This window comes from Liquorilactobacillus ghanensis DSM 18630, from assembly GCF_001435235.1.
In the GTDB taxonomy this organism is placed as follows: Bacteria; Bacillota; Bacilli; order Lactobacillales; family Lactobacillaceae; genus Liquorilactobacillus; species Liquorilactobacillus ghanensis.
On record NZ_AZGB01000016.1, the window covers coordinates 185,538 to 206,825 of the forward strand.

A 21,288-nucleotide genomic window follows, 5' to 3' on the forward strand; every position below is an offset into this window, starting at 1 on the left:
AATTTGTTAGATTGAAAATTAATTTACTATTTTAAGTGTTAAGAAGCTGAGACTAAATCTAATCTCAGCTTCTTTAACGTGGTTTTTAATTTAATGCAGTTTAGCGAAAAGTCAGTTTGCAATCTCGTCAATTGGTTCTAAACCAATTTTAGGTTTTTCTGTTGTTTGAGATAAATCAATTATTGGTAAATTATTCGCAATTAATCCAGTCCTATCACCTGTTAAACAAAGCGAACCGAATTTGGTTAAAAATAACCGATTTTTTTCATCTAAAAATTCTTTTGAATAACCTTTAATTAGGAAACTTCCCATACTAGTGTTTACCTGGCTGTCGAAATCGGTTAGGTCAGCAGAAGAATTAACGATAATCAAATTAAAATTTACTTCCAAACTACAAGTAGCTTGAACCCTGGAATAAAGACCAACACCATCATCAAAATTTAAGAGCACTTTTAAAGCTGGCTGTTTCAAATACTTGTTAAGTCTTTTTTGAACCGCTGGTGTAATTTTTAAAAACATGGTTTCATCTCCCTTGAAAATAAATCCTTTCAGCTTTACTATGTATGTACATACTAAAACCGAAAGGGGTGTTTGTCAATTAATCAACTAGATCAATTTATGCAGTTATTAATTCATTCAAAATCAACGGTTGTGATCACCGGTGCTGGAATATCGACTGCTTGCGGCTATCCTGATTTGGACAAGATGAATGAAATAACAATTAAGCATACGCAAAATAAGCAACCGTTAATGCAAATATTAACTAATCGGTTTGCACAACAAAATCCGACTGATTTTTATCGCTTGTATCGGTTAACACATTTTCGACCAGAGGTGCTTCCAAGTGCAAGCCATCAAATTCTTACAGAATTGGAAAAGAGAAAATTAATTACGGGGATCATAACTTTTAACTTAGATTACCTGCACACGCTTGCAGGTGCAAAACGAGTTATTGAGTATTGGGGAAGTATCAATGACAACTATTGTATTGCCCATCACCACCGGTTTGATTTAAATTATATCCAGGATAATACAGTTCCTTATTGTCCAATTGATAATTCATTGATTTTACCGATTTTTGTTATGAGAAATATGGTGGCACTGAAAGCAGCAGTAACAGCCGGAAGACAATTAATTAAACAAGCTGATCTATTAATAGTAATGGGAACTAAACTACATCATGGATTAATTCCCAATCAAGCTAAATTAATAGTTATTAATGATGAACCAATTAAAGTGCCGCAAGCAGTTAATTTATTTATTCAGAATAAACTGGATCCAGTTTTAGAGGAATTATTGTTCCGATTAAAGATGAAGGGGTGGTAGTATGGATAATTCGTTAGCAATCAATGAGTGTTTGTATTTTACTAGTAATCGGCTGGCTCGCCAAACAGAAAAGCTAGCCAAAAGGGCTTATCAACCTACCGGGATAAGCCCAACTTATAATTATATTTTATTGACTGTTGATCAATCTGGAACAATTACTTTACATGAGCTTGCTAAAAAAATGGGAATTGCTCCGTCTACTATGTCGCGATTTATTAAGTTCTTAGTTGAAAAGAAATTGCTCAATAAGCAAATTGGCTGGCGGAAAATAGAATTGAGTCTAAGTTCCCAAGGTAAACAATTGATGCCGACAATTAAAGCTTGCTATCGTCAACTTGATGAACAAGTTAACAGCTTAATTAGTCAGCAAGAAAAAGAAAAGTTAATCAGATTGTTAAATCAGCAGTTTCTGAAATTTTGAAAATTGGTTTTCAAAGGGCTTTGCTCATTAAAATTAAAGCATGATTATCTTGAATCGACTGTCAGCTTGACCGTGCCCTGCAAGTAGTGTCAGTCGTAGGATCAATCATGTTATTAATGAAGAAAGCTAAAAATATCTGTAACGTTCAATTAAAACTGAAATTTGTAATTGATGGATCTTAAATTGGCTATTATGACCAATGAGTTCACTTAAAAATTTCTGGAATAAATAAATTGCCAAGTGTTGCAGCCATAATTGCTTTAATTGCAGGCATCCGATTGGCGCCTTCTTGGAAAACTAACGAGTTCGTGCTTTGAAAAACTTCATCAGTAATTTCTAAGGCAGTTAAATTATAATCGGCCATAAATTTGCGACCGATACTAGTATTGGTATCATGAAAAGCAGGTAGGCAATGAAGAATGACGGTGTCTTGCTTGTGAGTTGCAGCAACTAGTTCAGAATTAATTTGATAGGCAAGTAGCTGTTCGATTCTTTGGTGATAGTCAACTTTTTCTCCCATTGAAACCCAAACATCAGTATACAAAGCATCCGCTCCCGCAACTGCTTGTTGTGGATCAGCTGTAATTAGTATTTCGGCACCACTTTTGCCAGCTGCTTGTTGAGCGGCTTGGACGACTTTTTTACTGGGTTGCAGATCAGTTGGGGCACCAATGTGAATGTTGACCCCAAGGATGGCACCGGTAACCAGCAGACTATTTGCTACATTATTGCGTCCATCACCAACATAGGTTAAAGTTAGTCCCTTTAATTTACCAAAATGTTCTTTTAAGGTCATGAAATCGGCAATCATTTGTGTGGGATGCCATTCATCGGTCAAACCATTCCAAACAGGGACACCACTGGCTTGAGCCAGCGTTTCGACAGTTTGTTGTTTAAAACCGCGAAATTCAATTCCATCAAACATTCCTCCCAGAATTTTAGCAGTATCAACGACAGATTCCTTAGTGCCAAATTGAATATCATTTTTTCCAAGAAATTCAGGATGAGCTCCGAGGTCGATCGCAGCAACTGTAAAAGCTGAACGAGTTCTGGTTGAAGATTTTTCAAATAATAAGGCAATATTTTTCCCCTGTAAATATGGATGGGGAATGTTTTTTTGTTTAAGCTGTTTGAGGTGAATTGCAAAATCAATCAGATAATTCAATTCAGCAGCATTAAAATCGATTTCTTTTAAGAATGATTTTTGGTAAAAATGATTCATCAAATTCCTCCTTGATTAATGAACGATAGCTTCTTCTAAAACATTTTTAATTGTGTTAATGCCCTGCATAAGTTCTGAACCGGTAATCACTAGTGGCGGCAGTAACCGTAAAGTATTGCCACGAGATGATAATGTTAAGACACCAGCTTGCTGCAACTGCTGGATAACATCGCTGACCGGAACTTTAGTATCAAGATGAATTCCAATCATTAATCCCCGACCACTAATTCCAGTAACCATTGGCAAAGGAGCAATTTCTTTTTGCAGATAATACCAGCAAAAATCAGCTTTTTGGCTGACATCATCTAAAAATGGCTGATCGATGGTTTCTAAGACAGCCTTAGCAGCAGCCATTGCCAGCGGGTTACCGCCAAATGTTGAACCATGGCTCCCCGGTCCGAAAGCATCGGCTAATTTTTCTTTGCCGATCATGGCGCCGACCGGAATTCCATTAGCCAAACCTTTAGCCAAAGTTACAATATCAGGATCAAGATTAAAGTGTTGATAGGCAAATAACTTACCAGTCCGTCCAATACCGGTTTGAACTTCATCAATAATCAATAAAACTCCCTTTGCCTGACATTTTGCTTGGACGGCTTGCAGCCATTTGCCATCAGCTGCCTCCAAACCACCTTCGCCTTGAATAACTTCCAAGATTACAGCAGCCAAATCATCAGTGATTTGATCAAGTGCAGCCGGATCATTATATTTAGCAAATTTTATTCCTGGAACAAAAGGACCGAATCCCTTTTTGATTCCGGGATTATCAGTTAAAGATAATGAGCCGTAAGTCCGACCGTGGAAAGAATGATCAAAAGCCAGAATTGCGCTTTTACCGGTGGCTTTCCGAGCTAATTTCATTGCTGCTTCATTAGCTTCAGTGCCGGAATTACAAAAGAAAACTTTTTTGTTACTACCGGCTGTTAATAAAGTGGCGACTTTTTCTTGTAATGAACTTTGATAAAGATTTGAAGTATGCCAAACTAAGTCCAATTGTTGCTGCACGGCGGCTTTAACCACTGGATGATTATAACCAAGATTGCAGACGCCAATGCCGCTGGTCAAGTCAAGATACTGTTTATCATGGTTATCGGTTAGAGTAACCATTTGACCACTGACAATTTCAAAATTAAACCGTTGATAATTAGCAAAAAGTGCTGTCATTTTAAAGATCCCCTTTCTGAATGACCTGTGTTCCAGCAGCAGATAATTGATTAGTAATGTTAACATGGGTGACACCACAACGAGCAGCTTGCAAGGCGGCAGCGATTTTAGGCTGCATGCCGGTAGTGATAATTTTGGCCGCTTTTAAACACTGAGCAGCCGCGGCGGTTAAAGTAGGTAAAACTTGTCCGGCCTTTAAAACCCCTGGAACGTCAGTCAGTAAGAACAGCTCATCGGCTTGCAGTAAACTGGCAATTGCCGCCGCCGCACTATCAGCATTGACATTTAGCCATTGATCGCCTAGTAATGCCAGCGGAGCTAAAACTACGATTTGTTTTGGTAGCAGTGGTTTTAAAAATTCTTGGTTAACTGCGGTAATTCGACCAACATAGCCGTACTTGGTAAAATTGAGCAATTCTCCTTGCAGAAATTGTTGATCAGCTGCATTTAAACCGATGGCCGTTAAATTGTGCTGCAATAATTGTGTTAATAATTTTGGCTGCGTCTGACCCAACAAAACCATTCGTGTCAATTGCAAGGCAGCTTGATCGGTGATCCGAATGCCGTTTTCTCGTTTAACTGGTAGTTGTAGTTTTTGAGTTAAAGCTGAAATTTCACGGCCGCCGCCATGAACTAATAAAATTTTGCGGCCAGCTTGCTGCCATAAACGGAGCTGCTCAAAGAATTCTGGCTGTAGCTGGTCAATCGCAGTTCCGCCGATTTTTATAACGATCAAGTTTTTCATAGCAATATCCTTTCTTCGGTTGTTGTTTAGCTGCTGTAGGTAGCATTGATTTTGACATAGTCATAAGTTAAATCACAGCCCCATGCTTGCCCAGTAGCGGTGCCAGCATGCAGATCCAAATCGATTTTTATTTTGTTTTGCTGTAAGCTGGAAATTAATTTTTCGGAATTAAAAGCCTGCAGTTGACTGGCTGTTAAAATTTGAAAGTTATTAAAAGATAAATCAATTTGCTGTGGATCAAATTGGGCATGTGTCATGCCTAATGTACTAATAATCCTTCCCCAGTTCGGATCAGCTCCAAAAAAGGCTGCTTTAACCAAGTTGGAACCAACGATAGCTTTAGCTGTTTGCTGGCCTTCCATTTCAGTAGCGGCATGAGCGACATTGACTTCTAATAATTTAGTAGCACCTTCTCCGTCACCGGCAATTTGCCGAGCTAAGAAAGCCAGCACCTGATGCAAAGCAGCTTCGAAAGTTGACCAATCAGGGCTATTAGGCGTTAAAGTCGGGTTGCCGGCCAGTCCGTTGGCAAGAACCAATACCATGTCATTAGTTGAAGTGTCACCATCTACGGTAATTTGATTAAAAGTTTTATCAGTTAATTTACTCAATAATGACTGTAGTGCTTGTGGAGCGATTGCTGCATCAGTTGTAATAAATCCCAGCATCGTCGCCATATTGGGAGCAATCATGCCGGATCCTTTGGCAAAGCCGCTAATCGTACAAAGCTTTTGACCAATTGTGAATTGGAGACTGATTTTTTTAGAATGAGTATCGGTAGTTAAAATTGCTTTTGTAACGTTAAGATTAGTTGTTAGCTGCAATTGAGCGATACCGGAGCTGATCTTTTCCATGGGTAATTGAGCTCCAATCAAACCAGTTGAAGCAACTCCGATCAGTTCTGGCGTGATTCCTAATTTTTGAGCAACTAATTTTTGTTCATAGCGCACATTTTCTTCGCCTTTAGAACCCGTACAAGAATTTGCAATAACACTGTTCATGACGATAGCTTGTAACTGGTGATTGGTGCTGACTAATTTTTTAGTCAAAGCAGTTGGTGCCGCACAGAAACGATTAGTGGTATACATTCCGGCCGCTTGGGCAGGAACAGCAGAACAAAGCCAACCTAAGTCCAGTTGATCAGCAGTTTTTTTTAAACCAGAATGCAGGCCATCACTTTTGAATCCTTGTGGCCAACAAAAGGGAACATTTTTAAAATTAGTAGTTTGCATATGAGAATCTCCTTTAAGGAAAAATTGGTAGTTGCGGTAAGCCGGTGGTTTCTGGAAAATGCCACATTAGATTGAAATTTTGTACTGCTTGACCGGCAGCGCCTTTTAATAAATTATCAATAACAGAAACGACGGTTATTACATTAGTAGCAGGATTATATCCATAGCCGAGATCACAATAATTGGAGCCGGTAACGTTTTTGATCATTGGCAGCTCAGTACTGCGCCAGCGAACAAATGGTTTGGTTTGATAATGTTTGCGATAAACGTCATCAATTTGCTTGGGAGTAATTCCCGGTTTTAATTGGGCATAGATCGTTGCCATGATTCCGCGGGTAATGGGAATCAGTGTTGTGGAAAATTGCACCGCTTGGACTTGATCGTCCCAATTTTGCATTTGTTGAAGTATTTCTGGGATATGCTTGTGCTGATTTAATTTATAAAGCCAAGCATTTTCATTGATAAAGCTGAAATGACTGCTGGCGCTTAGTTTCTTTCCAGCACCGGACACGCCTGATTTTGCATCAACAACGATGGATTTAAGTTCAATTAAATGTTCGATGATTAAAGGAGCCAAGCCTAACAAAGTAGCAGTAGCATAACAACCAGGATTAGCAATGTAAGCCGCGGTGGGATGATCGTTGAATTCGCAAAGCCCGTATTCTGCTTTAGCCAATTGCTCTGCAGAAGCAGCTGGTTGTTGATACCATTTTGAATATTCAGCCGGATCTTTTAAACGAAAATCACCCGAGAGATCAATTATAGGAAAATCAGCTGCCAGCAGTGGAGTGGCTAGTTGCTTTGCTACGCCAGCTGGAGTTGCAAAAAACAAGCAATCATTTTCGGCCATGATTTTTTCGGCATTAAAAGCTTGCAGCGGCAAATGTTCTCCTTGAAAAGATGGAATTTCTTCATCTAAATAGGATGTTGTTGAATTTGTTTGCTGATGTCCGTATAAATTGATTTTGGTTACTTGTGGATGTTGTTTAAGCAGACTATAAAGTACGTTACCGCTATATCCGGTGGCTCCGATTATTCCAATTTCCATTTAATCATCCTCTAAATTCATTTTATTGAATAAAAAATCATTTTTAATTGATATTAACTATAATTCAATTACAAGCTAATTTCAATCTTTTTTTAATAAAAATTGCATTATTTCTTACTTTTTGTATTTAAATAGCAAGTATAATCAAAAATATGAATAATATATATAGGCAGCATGCCAATGCTTTACATGTATTTATTCATTTATTGCGAATAAATAGTGCTGCAAAATATAGAAAAAAGAGATTGCTAATAATGATGATTAAGCTTCTGTAACCATACTAATCTAACTTTAATTACGTATAGATTGACATCTGGTTGCTTAGGGTATATATTAAGCTAATGCGGAGAACAGCTCCAAGCATTCAAGTAAACTAGGAAAGGTGGTGGGTTTTATGTCAGAACATCATATATCGTCTTCAACTAGCGATGATGGTCCCTCGTGTAGTCAGGATAGTAATGGGCATTTAACCTGCCAATTAACTTTTTTAACTGCACGGGATAATTAATTTCAACTGAGGTGTTTATCTCAATGAAGAATAAATTTGATCGTACAGTCAACTGTTTAGTAGATCATAAAAAATATGGTCTAGTAGATGGTGTATTCCTAGGAGACTTGGATGGCCCTTTAAAGGCGTTGATTCGTCAGGACTTTCCCAAGGCGACAAATGATGACTTTATTTGTAGTGAGCATCTGGTTCATTATCGATTATTGAAGATGGATCAGATGATTGCGAAGGATTATCGCCAAAATAATAGGCTGAACCGGAAACTAACCCGGGTCATGGAAAAAGATGCCTATCAAATGGTTGATGTTCGTGAGCAATTGGAAAACTCGCTGACATTTGGTCAGAAAGTAGCTGATGCTGTTGCACACTTCGGGGGTAGCTGGCCGTTTATCATTTCTTTTATTTCTGTAATGGTCTTGTGGATCTTGTTCAATGTATTTCATTGGTTTGGATTCAAGTTTGATCCTTATCCATTTATTTTGTTGAACTTGTTTTTAAGTATGGTCGCAGCGATTCAAGCACCATTGATTATGATGAGTCAGAATCGTTCGGCTGAATATGATCGGATGGAATCTCGAAATGATTACCATGTGAATTTGAAATCTGAAGAAGAAATTCGGGTTTTACATTCAAAGATCGATCATATGATTCAACAAGATCAGCCTAATATGTTGCAAATTCAAAAAATCCAAACAGAAATGCTGGGTTCGATTGAAACGCAGGTAAGTGAGTTACGGCGTTTGCAAAGCATGTTAGAACAAAATGTCGTTAACCATAAAACGACTGTAAAGAAAAGAAATAACGAAAATCGACATGAGTGACATAACTGACTGTAAAAAGTATTAGTATTATAAAAGCCCTTTGCTTACTACAAAGGGCTTTTTTGCTGTATCTAGAATAGTAATTTAACTAATTTTTGAAGGAGTCAGGATTAAATCAACGGGCTTGTCCCAACTGTCTGCCAGGAAGTCAGCGATCTGTTGTTCAGGGAACACCAGTGAAATTGATTTTCCGGGATAGTTAGATAAAGTACGGTCGTAAAATCCAGCACCATAGCCGACACGATAGCCGGTGGGAGTGAAGGCAACTCCTGGAACTAATAAAAGTTGAAGTTGTTTAATGTCAACAGCTTGATCAAGGCTGGCTGTAGGTTCCCAAATTCCAAAACGAGTTTTTTCCAGTTGCTGTGGATCATAAGCCAGCCATTTTAGTTCGCGATGGATTGTTTTGGGAATGTAGACTTGCTTGCCTTGAGTTAGAGCCTTTTTGATAATCGGCAAAGTATTAATTTCATGGGACATGCTCATAGTAATCCCGATTGACTCGGCTTTTTGCCAAGCTGATAAGTCATAGAGTTGGTGATAAAGCAGTTGCTCTTGCTGTAATTTTTGTGTGGGATCTTTTTGCTTCAATTGCTGCAGAACTTGTTGGCGAATTTGTTTTTTGGTGGTAATAGTTAAAACCTCTTTTCAAAGAAACTTATTATTCTTATTAAAGCACGGAATATAATCAGTGTGAATTGATATAGTCAATTTTGTTGTGAAATAAAAAAATATGAGTTAGTCAAAGGAATCAGCCGCCAGCTGGCAGCTGATTTTTTTGTGCATAATTTTAAAAGCAAAGAATGAATTGCTAATTGGTAGTCATTGCAGTCAGCCGGTTTAATTTAGTACGTGACCAATTGTTGTTGAAAATTAACCGAATAGCTAAATTTGATAGTTTTTTAGCTAATTTTCATTTAAGCTGATTTATGAAAGGGGGAGAAGTACAATGCTAGTCAGGTTTAAATTTTCTGAATTAATCAAGGAGCCATTTATTGCAATTCATGCTTCCAAACGGACAACTGAATTGACCAATTTAGCGGAGACGATTTCGCAGTTAGTGAATGAACAGGTACTGATTGGTTATCAAACTGATCGGCGCAAAATCATTCCACTTTACCAGATTATCCGAGTTTATACTGAAAATAAACAAGTTTATTGCGAAACCACTGCTGCTGTTTATCGGATTAAACAGCGGATTTATCAAGTAAAAGCTATTTTGCCAACACAACTGTTTATCCAGCTTTCAAGCAGTGAAATTGTCAATTTTTTGCAGATCAAGTATTTTTCATTGAGTAAAAGTGGTATTTACCAAGTTACTTTGAAAAATGGCAAACAAACTTTTACTTCACGTCGTTATGCCCAGAAAATTCGAAAGGAGTTACTAACATGAAACGTCTGATTGAAAGAATTTTACAAGGAATTCCCCAAGGTGTGGTAATTGGTTTTTCAATTGCACTGGTATTTTCTTTTATCTACCGTGTTGATCACTTTGTCCCGTCGTCACCCGAATTTGTTGCTCAATTTTCATCGAATACCGTAGCGACGCTTATTTCAGCTTTGCTTTGGGCAGCAATGGGGGGAGTCTTTTCTGGTGCCAGCCTGATTTTTGAAAAAGAAACATGGAGTATCACCCGGCAAACCATTTGGCATTTTATTATTACTTATCTTGTCTTTACTCCGTTAGCTGTTTTAGCTGGCTGGTTTCCTTGGAATTTGCCTTGGCTGGGTGGATTTACCTTGATTTTTATTGCAATGTACATCCTGCAGTGGATAATTTATATGTTTATTGCTCGTCGACAGATTGAACAATTAAATCATTTGGTAAAAAGTAGAAAAAAATAACCACCCTCAAAGCTGTTATCAGAGTTTAATTCCAACGTTGATAACTGCTTTTTTATTTGCAGAAATTTGTTCAGTTTTGGACAAGGATATTTTAGAAAAAAGCAAGAATTTTAGGACGCAATTGCGTTATAATTACGGTAGATTCTAAATACAACATAGTTTGGAAGTGGTTTTGTGAAATTAGTAGCAATTGTTGGCTCAAATAACCAGGTCTCTTATAATCGATTATTGATTGAATTCATTGCGAAACATTACCCTAAGTTTCATTTGGAAAAACTTGAAGTACGTGAATTACCGCTTTTTAATGAAGACATTGCTGGGGTTACTCCAGCAGTTGTCGAGAAATGGACGAAAAAAATCAACAAAAGTGATGGAATAATTATTGCCTGTCCAGAATATAATCATTCAGTAACCGCGGCATTAAAAAATGCAATTGAATGGATGTCATACCAAGTTCATCCCTTAAAGCAAAAACCCATAATGATACTTGGGGCTTCAACTTATCCGCAAGGTTCTTCACGAGCACAGCTGCATTTACGACAGATTCTGAACTCACCAGGAGTAGATGCTAATGTGTTTCAAGGACAAGAGTTTTTATTAGGACAAGCTAAAACGGCTTTTGATCAGTCAAATGAAATCAGTGATCCGAAGACGGTTAGTTTTTTGGATGACTGTCTGCAAGCTTTTGCTGTCTTTGTAAAGAAAGTCAAAAGAGGTAATAAAGGGGGAAAATAAAGTGAAATTAGCTGCTATCGTTGGGACAAATGCTTCCCATTCTTATAATCGGCAACTACTGCAGTATATGCAACGGCATTTTGCTGATTTAGCGCAAATTGAAGTTTTAGAAATTAATCAATTGCCATTATTTCAAAAAAGCTTACCACGAGATCAGCAATCAGCTGTTTGGAGTTTTAAGCAAGCAATAAAAACGGCTGATGGGGTAATTTTTTCGTCACCGGAATATGATCACAGCATTCCTGCAGCGTTGAAAAGTGCAATTGAATGGCTGTCTTATCATTGTGAATTATTAGATAATAAACCTACCATGATCGTGGGAGCTTCTTATGGTCCGCAAGGTTCAGCCAGAGCGCAAGAACATTTACGGCAGATTTTAGCATCACCTGATCTGAACGCAGCTGTTTTGTCAGGAAATGAGTTCTTACTGGGAAATGTAGCAACTGTTTTTAATGAACAAGGTGAGCTAACTGACAAAGCAGCTGTTGCAGAATTAGAGAAATACTTTACTAATTTTGTCAGCTTTACCAAATTATTAAATCAGCGTTCGCCACAGGCAGCCTTGATGGCTATTAAGCAGCCATTGATCAGTGAAGCATTTGTTCAATTTCCAACCGGCAAGTTAAGTTTACAACAGATACAGCAGATTTTCAGTACGATGCCATTTGAAGTTGACTTTATTGATGCGACTGATCATTTTAGTTGGTTTTCTGACAAAGCTGAACGAGTACATGTTCGTTCAGTCAATTCATTGGGCGAAACGGTTCAAGAGTGTCATCCACCATTAGCAGTTCCGGCAGTTGAAAAGATTATTTCTTCATTTAAATCAGGTGAAAAGAATTTGGTTGAACGTTGCTTGACGTTGCAGGGACATAAAATCTTGATTCGTTACTATGCAATTCGCGATGTTAACGGTCATTATTTGGGGACAATGGAATTTACCGGAAATGTCGATCATTTGTATGAGCTTTTTAAAAATGGCAGTTTTGCTGCTGATGTAACTACCGGTGCTTCTAAAAAAGCGGCCGACTCAACAGACTCAACTGATGCAGCAACAGGAGCTTCACAGCTGGATACAGCAGCTTCTGCTCAGCCAACGACATCAACAGCACCGGCTGCTCCTGATACAACAACGGGTGCTTCACAGCATCAAGAATAAAAGCAAAATTGAGATTTGAAATGATTAAAAATATTGCAGCGCAAAAATTAACCCAAACAAAATACGGTTTAGGAACGTTAAACACCTTAACAATTTTCGGGACAGTGAATCAGTTCATCCTTGAGCGATCATTTGAACTCTTGGCTTGGTATGAAGATTTATTGACAATTAATCGAGCACAGTCGCAAGTTTTGGCAATTAGCATGGCAGCAGGGAAAAAGCCTGTTCAAGTTAGTGAACCGGTTTATCAATTAATTAAAATGGCAGTTACGGCTAGTCAGGCTAATTTTGGCTTCAATGTTGCCATCGGTCCCCTAGTTAAATTATGGGATATTGGTTTTGATGATGCTCACGTACCATCAACAACTGAAATTCAACGTTGCTGTAAGCTAATTGATCCAACGCAGATTCAACTTGATGACCGTAACTTCAGTGTTTATTTGCCACAGCCGGGAATGAAACTGGATTTAGGTGGAATCGCCAAGGGTTACATCGCCGATCGAATTAAAGATTTATGGCAGGCATATGGAGTCAGCACAGGAATTATTAATTTAGGTGGGAATGTTTTGCTGCTAGGAACAGCACCAACGCATACTGACGGACATTGGGTGGTTGGCGTACAAGATCCACGACAGCCGCGGGGGATAAATGTTGGTGAAGTTATTTTACCAGCCTGTTCAGCAGTGACTTCGGGAATTTATGAGCGCTCATTAAAACAAAATGGTCGTAGCTACCATCATTTGTTAGATCCGCGAACCGGTTATCCTTTAGAAACTGACTTGGCAGGGGTAACAATTTTTGCTGAAAAATCAGTAGTGGCTGAAATTGAAGCTAAGCGCTTGTTTTTTGCTGGGCAGCCACTGCCAAATTGGCTACAGAGTCGTCCTGGTTTATTAGGAGCGGTTTTTGTTTATCAAGATGGTCGAGTTATTCCAGTAGGAGTTAAATTACGAAAATAAAAGTTAATTTACGAATAAAAGGCATTGTGTTGCAATAGGCAGCATAATGCTTTTTTGTAACTAAACCACTAATAAACAAAACTTAAAGATTATGGCGGCGATTGTTATGGAAGTTTTTCTCCTTAAATATTTGTTGAAGCATGATTAAGCATTAATTATAGTCTGTTTGAATTTGGAAAAAATGATGTTGTAGCACTTTTGCTGGTCAAAAAAGCATAATTCATAAAATAATTTTAAAGATTAAAGTATCGCAAAACTATATCCCAAAAATATAATACAAAAAAAGCTTGACAAGAATAGCTGCAAGTATTAATATATCCGTTATTGCAATCGTAACAAATGTTACCGTCATTTGTTACGACGCTCGTTTCTTAATATAAGTAAGAAAGAGGAGAGATTTTGATGGATTATGCTTTAACGACCCGTTTGGCAGCGGAGTTTTTTGGCACTGCAATTATGGTGGCCTTAGGAAACGGGTCAGTGGCGACTGTTGATTTGGAAAAAACTAAGGGCAGTCGCAGTGGTTGGATTGTTATTTCAGTTGGGTATGGTTTTGCCGTTATGATTCCAGCTTTGATGTTTGGCAGCATTTCGGGAAACCATATTAATCCAGCTTTTACAGTTGGATTAGCTGCTGCCGGAATGTTTCCTTGGACAGAAGTTTTGCCGTACATAGTAGTACAATTTTTAGGAGCAATCGTTGGGCAATTAATTGTAGTTGCAGCCTTTAAGCCGCATTATGATTTAACTGCTGATACTGGTAAGGTGTTGGGAACTTTTGCGACATCAGATGCTACTAATCATTGGTTAAATGGTTTTATTAATGAGTTTTTGGGAACGTTTATTTTGGTTTTCGGTGCCTTGGGAATTACTAATTCACCAGCATTTGCTAAAGGTAATCAACTTTCAGGTTTTATTGGTGTTGGATTGTTGGTAATGGTAATTGTTGCTTCATTCGGTGGACCAACCGGACCGGCTTTGAATCCAGCCCGTGATTTGGGACCGCGGTTATTGCATCAGGTGTTTCCGTTGAAGTATAAGGGAAATTCGAACTGGGGTTATGCTTGGGTTCCAGTAGTAGCTCCGATTTTAGCAGGAATTGCTGCTGCCAGTTTATTTAAAGCAGTTTTCCTGTGATTTAAAAGATTTGATTAGAAGAAACGACAAATTGCAATGTATTATGAAACAGCTTAGCTTCAACTGAGATTATTGAAGTTAAGCTGCTTTTTTGTGCTTAAATTATGCCTAAAGCAAAGTGCTATAATTAGCGATTAAACAAAATTTACAGCAAGAACGGTCAGTTTATGTTTTAATAAACTTGAAATTAGTGATCAGCCTTAAAAATCTGGATTTATTTTTAAAGGAGAGGAATACGATGTTTTATCGAGCAAATTATCAATCGCCTTTAGGTAAAATAGTTCTACTCAGTGATCATCAGGCACTTTATGGAGTATGGTTTGAACAACAGCGACATTTTGGAGCTAATTATAACTTGGATGCAGCCAGTTCAAGTGTACCGCGGATTTTGGAACAAACGCAGCAGTGGTTAGATGCATATTTTGCTGGTCAACGACCAACGTCAACTAAATTAGTAGTAAAGTTAATGGGAACGATTTTTCAACGGCAGGTTTGGACACTCATTCAGCAAGTTCCTTATGGAAAGTGCTGGAGTTATCAGCAGTTGGCTGTTAAATTACAGCAGCGCTATGGACATAAGACTGCACCGCGGGCAATTGGAAATGCAGTCGGCCGCAACCCCTTGTCAGTGATTATTCCGTGCCATCGAATAGTTGCCAGTAATGGTAATTTAACTGGTTATGCAGGTGGTTTAGAGAAAAAAAGAGCTTTATTAGCTTTAGAAGGTTGGAATCAACAATTACTGCAACAAGATCGAATTTATTAATGCAGGTGCATTTTAAGATGAAAAGGAAATTAACAAAGGAATTAATAACTGAAATTTATCAAATTTTGTTAACTGAAATGGGTCCACAAGGTTGGTGGCCAGCCGATAGTAAGCCAGAAATTATCTTGGGAGCGATTTTAGTTCAAAATACAAATTGGCGCAATGTAGATCGTTCATTGAAAAACTTACGGCAAGCGAGCAATTTTGAACCAGCAAAAATTTTGCAATTATCATCAGCGGCATTGATGGAATTGATTCGTCCAAGTGGGTTTTATCGTCAAAAAGCCGCAACTATTCACAATGTTTTTAAATGGTTAGATCGCTATCAGTGGAATTACTCAAAAATTACCACTCAGTTTGGAACCAAATTACGTGCAAGATTGCTGCACTTGAACGGTGTTGGTAATGAAACGGCTGATGTCTTTTTAGTTTATATTTTTGATCAACCGGTTTTTATTGCCGATAACTATGCTCGAAAATTATTTGTTTATTTAGGTTATCCGGCCGCAACATATCAGCAACTACAGCAACAGATTAAGTTACCGGCTGCTTTTACTTATCAGGATGCTCAAGAATTACATGGACTATTGGATGAATTTGGTAAAAATTGGTTGAAAAGTCGAGCTCAGTTTGAACAAAGTTTTTTGGCTCAGCGGTTAAAATCAATCGCTGGTAATATAATTTAGCAATTGGAATAGTACTTTTTGATTGATAGCAGGAATTGGTTGATTCAAAATCGTTTCTTTTGATTGTTTAAAAACCGAACCATTAATGTAAGCTCCATCGTTAATTAACATTTCGCGGACATTAAGCGGGGCAACCTCAAAGTGAAATTGTAAGCCGATGACATTATGGTGATAGAGAAATCCTTGGTTGGGTACGAATTGACTCGAAAATAGCCGAGTTGCACCGGTTGGAATTGAAAAGGTATCTTGATGCCAGTGAAGAACAGTTAATTCTGCTGGTAAATCAGGGATAAGTGTACTTTCACGGTTGATTGGAGCCCAGCCGACTTCTTTGACAGGAGCAGTTGTAACAGTTCCACCGAGCGTTTTAACGATTTGTTGTGCTCCCAAGCAAGCGCCAAAAATTGGCTGCTGGCGAACTATTAATTCTTGAATCAATTGGCGCTCGCTTGCCAACCAAGGAAAGTCATCATTGGGACTCATCGGGCCACCTAGGATAACCAGCAGATCAGTTTGATCAGCTGTTGGTAAAATTCCTTGAAATTGGTAGGGATGATAAATGTAAACTTCATGTTGCTGCTGTTGTGCCCAATTTAAAATTAAACCAGGTCGTTCATTGGGAGTATGTTGAATAATATTAACCCGCATCGGCAATTCCTCCTGCTATTGTTGCTGAATTTATTATGAATTTCATCCCAATTATAACCTATTAGCAGGCATATATAACTCTATAACTATTAGTTTTAAAAGAAAATTATTTTCAATCACGAAATAGTGGTGTAATTAGCGCTTGGATTTTAACTGACTGGTACTTTGCCGTTCAATAATTTGGAAGGGCATATAGTGTGACTTTAATTTTTTTTCTGCCTGATGGACTAGTGCTCTTAAGCCTTGATAGCCCATTTGATAAAAATCTTGGGTGATACTGCTAAGCTGCGGCCGAACAATTTGAGTCAGCTGTGTGCCATCAATACTCAAAAGTGATAATTGTTGCGGAACTGATAAATTAAGTTCTGCGGCTGTATTCAAAATTCCGATTGTGACGAGATCGCTGGTTCCGATAATGGCGGTTAATTCCGTAGCAGCGCCATAATTTTTCATTGCCTGGATGCCTGCTTGATATGTAAAATCCCCAAATTGAATCCAACGATCTTTTATAAGCAGCTGTTGTTTTTTCATTGCGTGGCGATAGCCGGCAACGCGCTGCTGACCGATATAGGAGCTGTTTGACATTCCTGCGATCCCGATTTTGGTATGACCCTGAGCAATTAAAAAGTTAGTTGCTTGATAGCCAATTTGAAAATCATCTGATCCAATAAAGGCTGCTCCATCTTTAACAGCAATTGAAATAAATAAATAAGGAATTTTGGTGGTTTTAAGCAACTGAAAATTTTCATCAGTTAATTCCAATGAAACCAATAAAACCCCATAAATTAATCGGCCTAAAATAGTCTGTAATGCATGCCTTTGCGATTGCGGATTATTCGGTTTCACATAAAGCAGTACAATGTTATAACCATATTTGATCGCGCTATTAGCAATACCCTCAAGAATTTTTTCAGCAAAATTAGTTTTAACAGCGCTTACTATTACCGCTATTACCCGATTTTTACGAGTAACCAGCTCGGCTGCTGCAAAATTTTTGCGGTAGCCAAGATTTTTGGCAATTTTACGAACCTTAGCAGCAGTTGCCGCTGAATAGTGGCCTTCTTTATTGCTGAGAATACGTGAAACAGTAACAGCTGATATTTGAGCAGCGTTAGCAATATCTTTAATTGTGATTGCCATGCTATTACTCCTTTCCCCCTACATAAGAATACTTTAGCATAAACTTTAATTTTATGTTTAGCAAAATGTTTTGCAACAAGTATTTTAAAAAAGAGTTTATAACGCTTTCTTGGTTGAAAGATAGCTTAGTTTAAAGAAAAAAGCATAGCAAAAAAATTAATAATCACTGATTAAATTTAGTTAAATAAAAAGCAGCAGATAAGTCATTTCGGAATTATTAAATAAAAGCTGATAACTTCCTAAATAATTTCTGCTGCTTTTAACTTATTCGAATATCAAATTAGAAATTAAATAAACTGGTTGAAAGATAACGTTCACCATTGTCTGGTGCGATTGTCACAACTGTTTTGCCGGGGCCAAGCTTTTTGGCAATTTCAATCGCTCCATAGATGTTGGCACCAGCTGAAATTCCCGGTAAAAACCCTTCTTGGCGACTAACTTGTTGAGCAGTTGTAATGGCCTGCTCATCGCTGACTTCGATGATATCGTCATAAAGGGTCGTATCTAAAACTTGGGGAATAAAGCCGGCGCTTATTCCTTGGATTTTATGTTTACCAGCATGACCGGTTTTTAAGAAGGGAGATCCTGCAGCTTCCAATGCGTAAATAGCGACTTGGGGAGCAACTTTTTTCAAAGCATGACCGACACCGGTCAAAGTTCCACCAGTTCCGACTCCGGCAATGAAAGCAGTGGGGGCTTTTCCATCAAAAGCAGCAATAATTTCTTGACCAGTAGTTTGTTCGTGAATAATTGGATTAGCTGGATTGTTAAATTGCAATGGTAAGAAATAGCCATGGCGTGCTGCTAAATCTTTAGCAGCTTGAATAGCGTCCGGCATACCACCATCAACTAGAATTAGTTCGGCACCATAGCCTTGAATTAGTTTCCGGCGTTCAATGCTCATACTTTTAGGCATAGTAATGATTAAGTGATAGCCCTTGGCAGCTGCGACTAAGGCTAAACCGATTCCAGTATTTCCAGAAGTTGGTTCAATGATAGTGCCGCCAGGGTGTAATTGACCGTTTTTTTCAGCGGCGTTGATCATTGCTAAAGCGATTCGGTCTTTGATCGAGCTGCCGGGATTAAAAAATTCCAATTTGACGTACACATCAGCAGCGTTTTCAGGGACTATTTGATTTAATTTTAAGAGTGGTGTTTGGCCAATTAATTCAGTAATATTTTGTTTAGCGTTAACCATAGATCAGACCTCCGTTATTATTGACTGTTGCCGCAACTAAGTTTAACCAATTTTGAAAGAAAAGTTGTTGTGTCTGCTGCCAGGCAAAAGCAGCAGTCGTTTGCATTTCGGGTAACTGATAGTGTCGGTCGGGATGAGCAGCTACTTCACGATGATACTCTGCCATTAAACTGTCGGCTTGATATTCTAAATGTGAAAACAGCATAGTTTCATTACCAAAACGATTTTGAACTAGAAACAAATTACCAGCTTGACTGACGGCGGTTATTTTTAGTTGTGGGTGCGCCTCAATTTGCGCTCGATCCGCTTCCGCATAACGTGCATGAGGTGCCCAAAAATGATTTTTAAGACCTTGGAGCAGCGGATCAGCAGTTAAAATCTGTTGCGGATAGACGCCGAATAATTTTCGTGGGAGCTTTTGTTTACCGATTTGGTAGATTTCGTGTAAAGCTACCATAGCTCCCCAGCAAAGATACAAGCGCTGTGGTACTTTTGTGAGAACTTGAAATAAGCTTTGCAATTCTGATAAATAAGTGATCTGTGCAAATGGCAGTTGATCAAGTGGAGCTCCGGTAATAATGAAAGCATCTAATTTAGCGACTGCTGTCAAATCCAGTGGACTGGCTGTTGCTTGAACATCAGCTGGAACGGGACGATTTTGATAGTGCATACGTGGATAATAAAAATGTAATTTTACTGCTTGACTTGTTTGTTGTAAGACTTGTTGCAGCTCAATTCTGGTACGCAGCTTATCATGCATCAGATTTAGAATTCCAATCTGTAATGGTTGGACCATAAAAAAATTCACTCCCTAACCTAATTGATTGAATGTTGTAAAGAACTTGTTGGGTCTAACAGCAAGCTCGAACACCACCCAAATAAAACATTATCAGTTGCCAGTGCGGATGAAGACCAGCAGCCAGTAATTGTTTTAAGGAAAGTAAGTGAATTTTTATATTAGTTATTGTCATAAAAAAAGACCTCCATACTTGGGGCAACAGCTATTTGAAAAAATAAGCTGTTAGTCAAATAATAAGCGACTTAAAAAAGTCGTTCCAACTAAAAAAGTATAGAAATCAACAACAACAATTATTATTTAATTGAATAAAAGAGTGTAATTGACCAGCCAACAATAATTTGTTTAACATAACAATTACACCCCTTTCATGAATTTATTAGCTCAACATTAACAATCTTTCAGTAAATTGTCAAGAAAGTAAAGACAATTCTTAATTAAGCAGTTCTAGAACTGAAAACTCAAAGGTTATTTGATAGTTTTAAATCTTCTTTGCAATGTTTTACTACCAATTCCGGTTTGCTGCTCAATTTGTTTATAAGTTAATCCCTTTTGTCGTAACTTATAAGCTAGTAGAATTTGTTCATCCGTATATGTTTTAGGACGACCTTCCTTAAAGTTAGGATTGTTTTTCTTAGCAAAATCTTTGCCTTCTTGTGTTCGGGTAACGATCATATCACGTTCAAATTGAGCAAAAGCACTAAAAATAGTAAATATAAGCTGTCCGGTAGGAGTATTATCAATTAATCCCATATTTAAAATATTAACTTTGATTTCAAGAGCAAATAACATTTGAATTATTTCTAGTGCTTCTTTAGTGTTACGAGCAAAACGATCAAGTTTGGTAATGATCAGAGTGTCGTCTTTTGATAATTGTGCCAGTAGTTTTTTAAACTCTGGTCGCTCTGTAGTTGTCCCAGTAAATTTTTCCTGATAGATCTTTTCTGCTCCGGCAGCTTTTAGAAGTTCAATTTGATTTTCAAGTTTCTGATCCGTAGTGCTGACCCTGGCATAACCATATTTGGTGATTCGTTTTCGGTGGATAGTTTTTTTTGTTTTCATGACGGCAATTATATGGAAATCATGGGAGTTAATAATGATTTTAAGGTTGGAAGCTGGGGTGTAAATAGATATATACTCACCATTTTGTTCTAATTGGGTTGCTTTAAAAATTGCTTTTCTGATTAAAGCTCTTATCCTTTGCGGAGAATAATCCTTTTTAAGTTCTTTGTTGATGTAACTATAAGTTTTTTGGGTATAGCAAATATTATTCACGATCTGCTTTATTTGCTCGGTTGTCATAATTTTCTCCTAAAATAAAAGTGTTTGTTTGAAAATGGTAAATGATTCATTTAAATAATAACAAATTTATACGTATTGCTGTTATTTAATAATATTTGCTTGCATATTACAATTGTTATGTCTCAATCCAAGCAGCAAAAGTCAGCTTAGCCTTGAAAATCTCTAAAAACGAATCAATTAATCAACAAATGGGAATAACTTTTTGAGCTATTTGGCTGAACCTGAAAATTATTTTAAGCAAAACAATGCCCAATCAATTATAAAGCACTAAAAATAAGGACACAACCGTTAAGTTGTGTCTGTAATCTATTTGTCTTTAAAATCGTCCGTAATTTACTCATTTATTAGGTGAGAACGTTCAAAACCCTTAAATTTGAAAACATATTTATGATATACTTATGTCAAAATTCAATAGGGACATAACTTAACA

The 21,288-nt window shown here is 37.7% G+C and carries 23 protein-coding genes; 11 read left to right on the plus strand and 12 right to left on the minus strand.

Annotated features, from left to right (window positions below; translation table 11 throughout):
• Window positions 1-111: 111 nt before the first annotated feature.
• A complete protein-coding gene (locus FC89_RS06360; RefSeq protein WP_057871713.1) occupies window positions 112-519 on the minus strand; it encodes an iron-sulfur cluster biosynthesis family protein in 408 nt (135 codons plus the stop codon).
• A 72-nt stretch (window positions 520-591) separates the two neighbouring features.
• On the opposite strand from FC89_RS06360, the gene FC89_RS06365 reads away from it, so the two are divergent.
• Together FC89_RS06365 and FC89_RS06370 are read left to right on the plus strand one after the other, a co-directional pair.
• Window positions 592-1,326 carry an SIR2 family NAD-dependent protein deacylase gene (locus FC89_RS06365; RefSeq protein ID WP_057871714.1) on the plus strand — a complete coding sequence of 245 codons (735 nt, stop codon included), beginning with the start codon at window positions 592-594 and terminating at the stop codon, window positions 1,324-1,326.
• Between the two features lies 1 nt (window position 1,327).
• Entirely contained in the window at window positions 1,328-1,747 is a 420-nt protein-coding gene (locus tag FC89_RS06370; RefSeq protein WP_057871715.1) for a MarR family winged helix-turn-helix transcriptional regulator, read from the plus strand.
• 205 nt (window positions 1,748-1,952) lie between these two features.
• Here the strand turns inward: FC89_RS06370 and argF are convergent, their stop codons facing one another.
• The 5 genes from argF to argC are packed head-to-tail and all read right to left on the minus strand — an operon-like array spanning window position 1,953 to window position 7,158.
• The gene (gene argF / locus FC89_RS06375) at window positions 1,953-2,969 is read right to left on the minus strand and encodes an ornithine carbamoyltransferase (RefSeq protein WP_057871716.1); all 1,017 of its coding nucleotides are present in this window, start codon (window positions 2,967-2,969) and stop codon (window positions 1,953-1,955) included.
• 15 nt (window positions 2,970-2,984) lie between these two features.
• On the minus strand, window positions 2,985-4,133 hold the full coding sequence (locus FC89_RS06380; protein WP_057871717.1) for an acetylornithine transaminase: 1,149 nt from the start codon (window positions 4,131-4,133) through the stop codon (window positions 2,985-2,987).
• 1 nt (window position 4,134) lies between these two features.
• Window positions 4,135-4,878 carry an acetylglutamate kinase gene (argB, locus tag FC89_RS06385; RefSeq protein WP_057871718.1) on the minus strand — a complete coding sequence of 248 codons (744 nt, stop codon included), beginning with the start codon at window positions 4,876-4,878 and terminating at the stop codon, window positions 4,135-4,137.
• Window positions 4,879-4,904: 26 nt separating this feature from the next.
• Window positions 4,905-6,110 carry a bifunctional glutamate N-acetyltransferase/amino-acid acetyltransferase ArgJ gene (gene argJ / locus FC89_RS06390; protein WP_057871719.1) on the minus strand — a complete coding sequence of 402 codons (1,206 nt, stop codon included), beginning with the start codon at window positions 6,108-6,110 and terminating at the stop codon, window positions 4,905-4,907.
• 13 nt (window positions 6,111-6,123) lie between these two features.
• A complete protein-coding gene (argC, locus tag FC89_RS06395) occupies window positions 6,124-7,158 on the minus strand; it encodes an N-acetyl-gamma-glutamyl-phosphate reductase (RefSeq protein ID WP_057871720.1) in 1,035 nt (344 codons plus the stop codon).
• A gap of 531 nt (window positions 7,159-7,689) precedes the next feature.
• On the opposite strand from argC, the gene FC89_RS06400 reads away from it, so the two are divergent.
• Window positions 7,690-8,487: a DUF1003 domain-containing protein gene (locus FC89_RS06400; RefSeq protein WP_057871721.1), complete on the plus strand. Its 798-nt coding sequence runs from the start codon at window positions 7,690-7,692 to the stop codon at window positions 8,485-8,487.
• An 84-nt stretch (window positions 8,488-8,571) separates the two neighbouring features.
• Here the strand turns inward: FC89_RS06400 and FC89_RS06405 are convergent, their stop codons facing one another.
• The gene (locus FC89_RS06405; protein WP_083485433.1) at window positions 8,572-9,120 is read right to left on the minus strand and encodes a 5-formyltetrahydrofolate cyclo-ligase; all 549 of its coding nucleotides are present in this window, start codon (window positions 9,118-9,120) and stop codon (window positions 8,572-8,574) included.
• Between the two features lie 316 nt (window positions 9,121-9,436).
• On the opposite strand from FC89_RS06405, the gene FC89_RS06410 reads away from it, so the two are divergent.
• The 8 genes from FC89_RS06410 (at window position 9,437) to FC89_RS06445 (ending at window position 15,774) form a co-directional block, all read left to right on the plus strand.
• Complete coding sequence (locus tag FC89_RS06410; protein ID WP_057871723.1) at window positions 9,437-9,880, plus strand: LytTR family DNA-binding domain-containing protein; 444 nt, start codon at window positions 9,437-9,439, stop codon at window positions 9,878-9,880.
• The gene (locus FC89_RS06415) at window positions 9,877-10,332 is read left to right on the plus strand and encodes a DUF3021 domain-containing protein (RefSeq protein ID WP_057871724.1); all 456 of its coding nucleotides are present in this window, start codon (window positions 9,877-9,879) and stop codon (window positions 10,330-10,332) included. Before FC89_RS06410 ends, FC89_RS06415 begins: the two co-directional genes overlap by 4 nt.
• Window positions 10,333-10,506: 174 nt before the next feature.
• The gene (locus FC89_RS06420; RefSeq protein ID WP_057871725.1) at window positions 10,507-11,067 is read left to right on the plus strand and encodes an NADPH-dependent FMN reductase; all 561 of its coding nucleotides are present in this window, start codon (window positions 10,507-10,509) and stop codon (window positions 11,065-11,067) included.
• A 1-nt stretch (window position 11,068) separates the two neighbouring features.
• On the plus strand, window positions 11,069-12,226 hold the full coding sequence (locus FC89_RS12400) for an NAD(P)H-dependent oxidoreductase (protein ID WP_083485434.1): 1,158 nt from the start codon (window positions 11,069-11,071) through the stop codon (window positions 12,224-12,226).
• Between the two features lie 20 nt (window positions 12,227-12,246).
• Entirely contained in the window at window positions 12,247-13,185 is a 939-nt protein-coding gene (locus FC89_RS06430) for an FAD:protein FMN transferase (protein ID WP_057871726.1), read from the plus strand.
• A 402-nt stretch (window positions 13,186-13,587) separates the two neighbouring features.
• Entirely contained in the window at window positions 13,588-14,322 is a 735-nt protein-coding gene (locus tag FC89_RS06435; RefSeq protein WP_057871727.1) for an MIP/aquaporin family protein, read from the plus strand.
• Between the two features lie 238 nt (window positions 14,323-14,560).
• Window positions 14,561-15,088: a methylated-DNA--[protein]-cysteine S-methyltransferase gene (locus tag FC89_RS06440; protein WP_057871728.1), complete on the plus strand. Its 528-nt coding sequence runs from the start codon at window positions 14,561-14,563 to the stop codon at window positions 15,086-15,088.
• Window positions 15,089-15,105: 17 nt separating this feature from the next.
• Window positions 15,106-15,774 carry an endonuclease III domain-containing protein gene (locus tag FC89_RS06445; protein ID WP_057871729.1) on the plus strand — a complete coding sequence of 223 codons (669 nt, stop codon included), beginning with the start codon at window positions 15,106-15,108 and terminating at the stop codon, window positions 15,772-15,774.
• Here FC89_RS06445 and FC89_RS06450 read toward each other — a convergent pair.
• The 5 genes from FC89_RS06450 to FC89_RS06470 form a co-directional block, all read right to left on the minus strand.
• Window positions 15,751-16,422 carry a type 1 glutamine amidotransferase gene (locus tag FC89_RS06450; RefSeq protein WP_057871730.1) on the minus strand — a complete coding sequence of 224 codons (672 nt, stop codon included), beginning with the start codon at window positions 16,420-16,422 and terminating at the stop codon, window positions 15,751-15,753. The genes FC89_RS06445 and FC89_RS06450 overlap by 24 nt on opposite strands.
• Window positions 16,423-16,557: 135 nt before the next feature.
• Complete coding sequence (locus tag FC89_RS06455; RefSeq protein ID WP_057871731.1) at window positions 16,558-17,562, minus strand: LacI family DNA-binding transcriptional regulator; 1,005 nt, start codon at window positions 17,560-17,562, stop codon at window positions 16,558-16,560.
• 280 nt (window positions 17,563-17,842) lie between these two features.
• Window positions 17,843-18,760, minus strand: a complete 918-nt coding sequence (gene cysK, locus FC89_RS06460; RefSeq protein ID WP_057871732.1) for a cysteine synthase A — start codon at window positions 18,758-18,760, stop codon at window positions 17,843-17,845.
• Window positions 18,753-19,556, minus strand: a complete 804-nt coding sequence (locus tag FC89_RS06465) for a homoserine O-acetyltransferase/O-succinyltransferase family protein (protein ID WP_057871733.1) — start codon at window positions 19,554-19,556, stop codon at window positions 18,753-18,755. Before FC89_RS06465 ends, cysK begins: the two co-directional genes overlap by 8 nt.
• Window positions 19,557-20,024: 468 nt before the next feature.
• Window positions 20,025-20,858, minus strand: a complete 834-nt coding sequence (locus FC89_RS06470) for a recombinase family protein (protein WP_477218323.1) — start codon at window positions 20,856-20,858, stop codon at window positions 20,025-20,027.
• Between the last annotated feature and the right edge of the window lie 430 nt (window positions 20,859-21,288).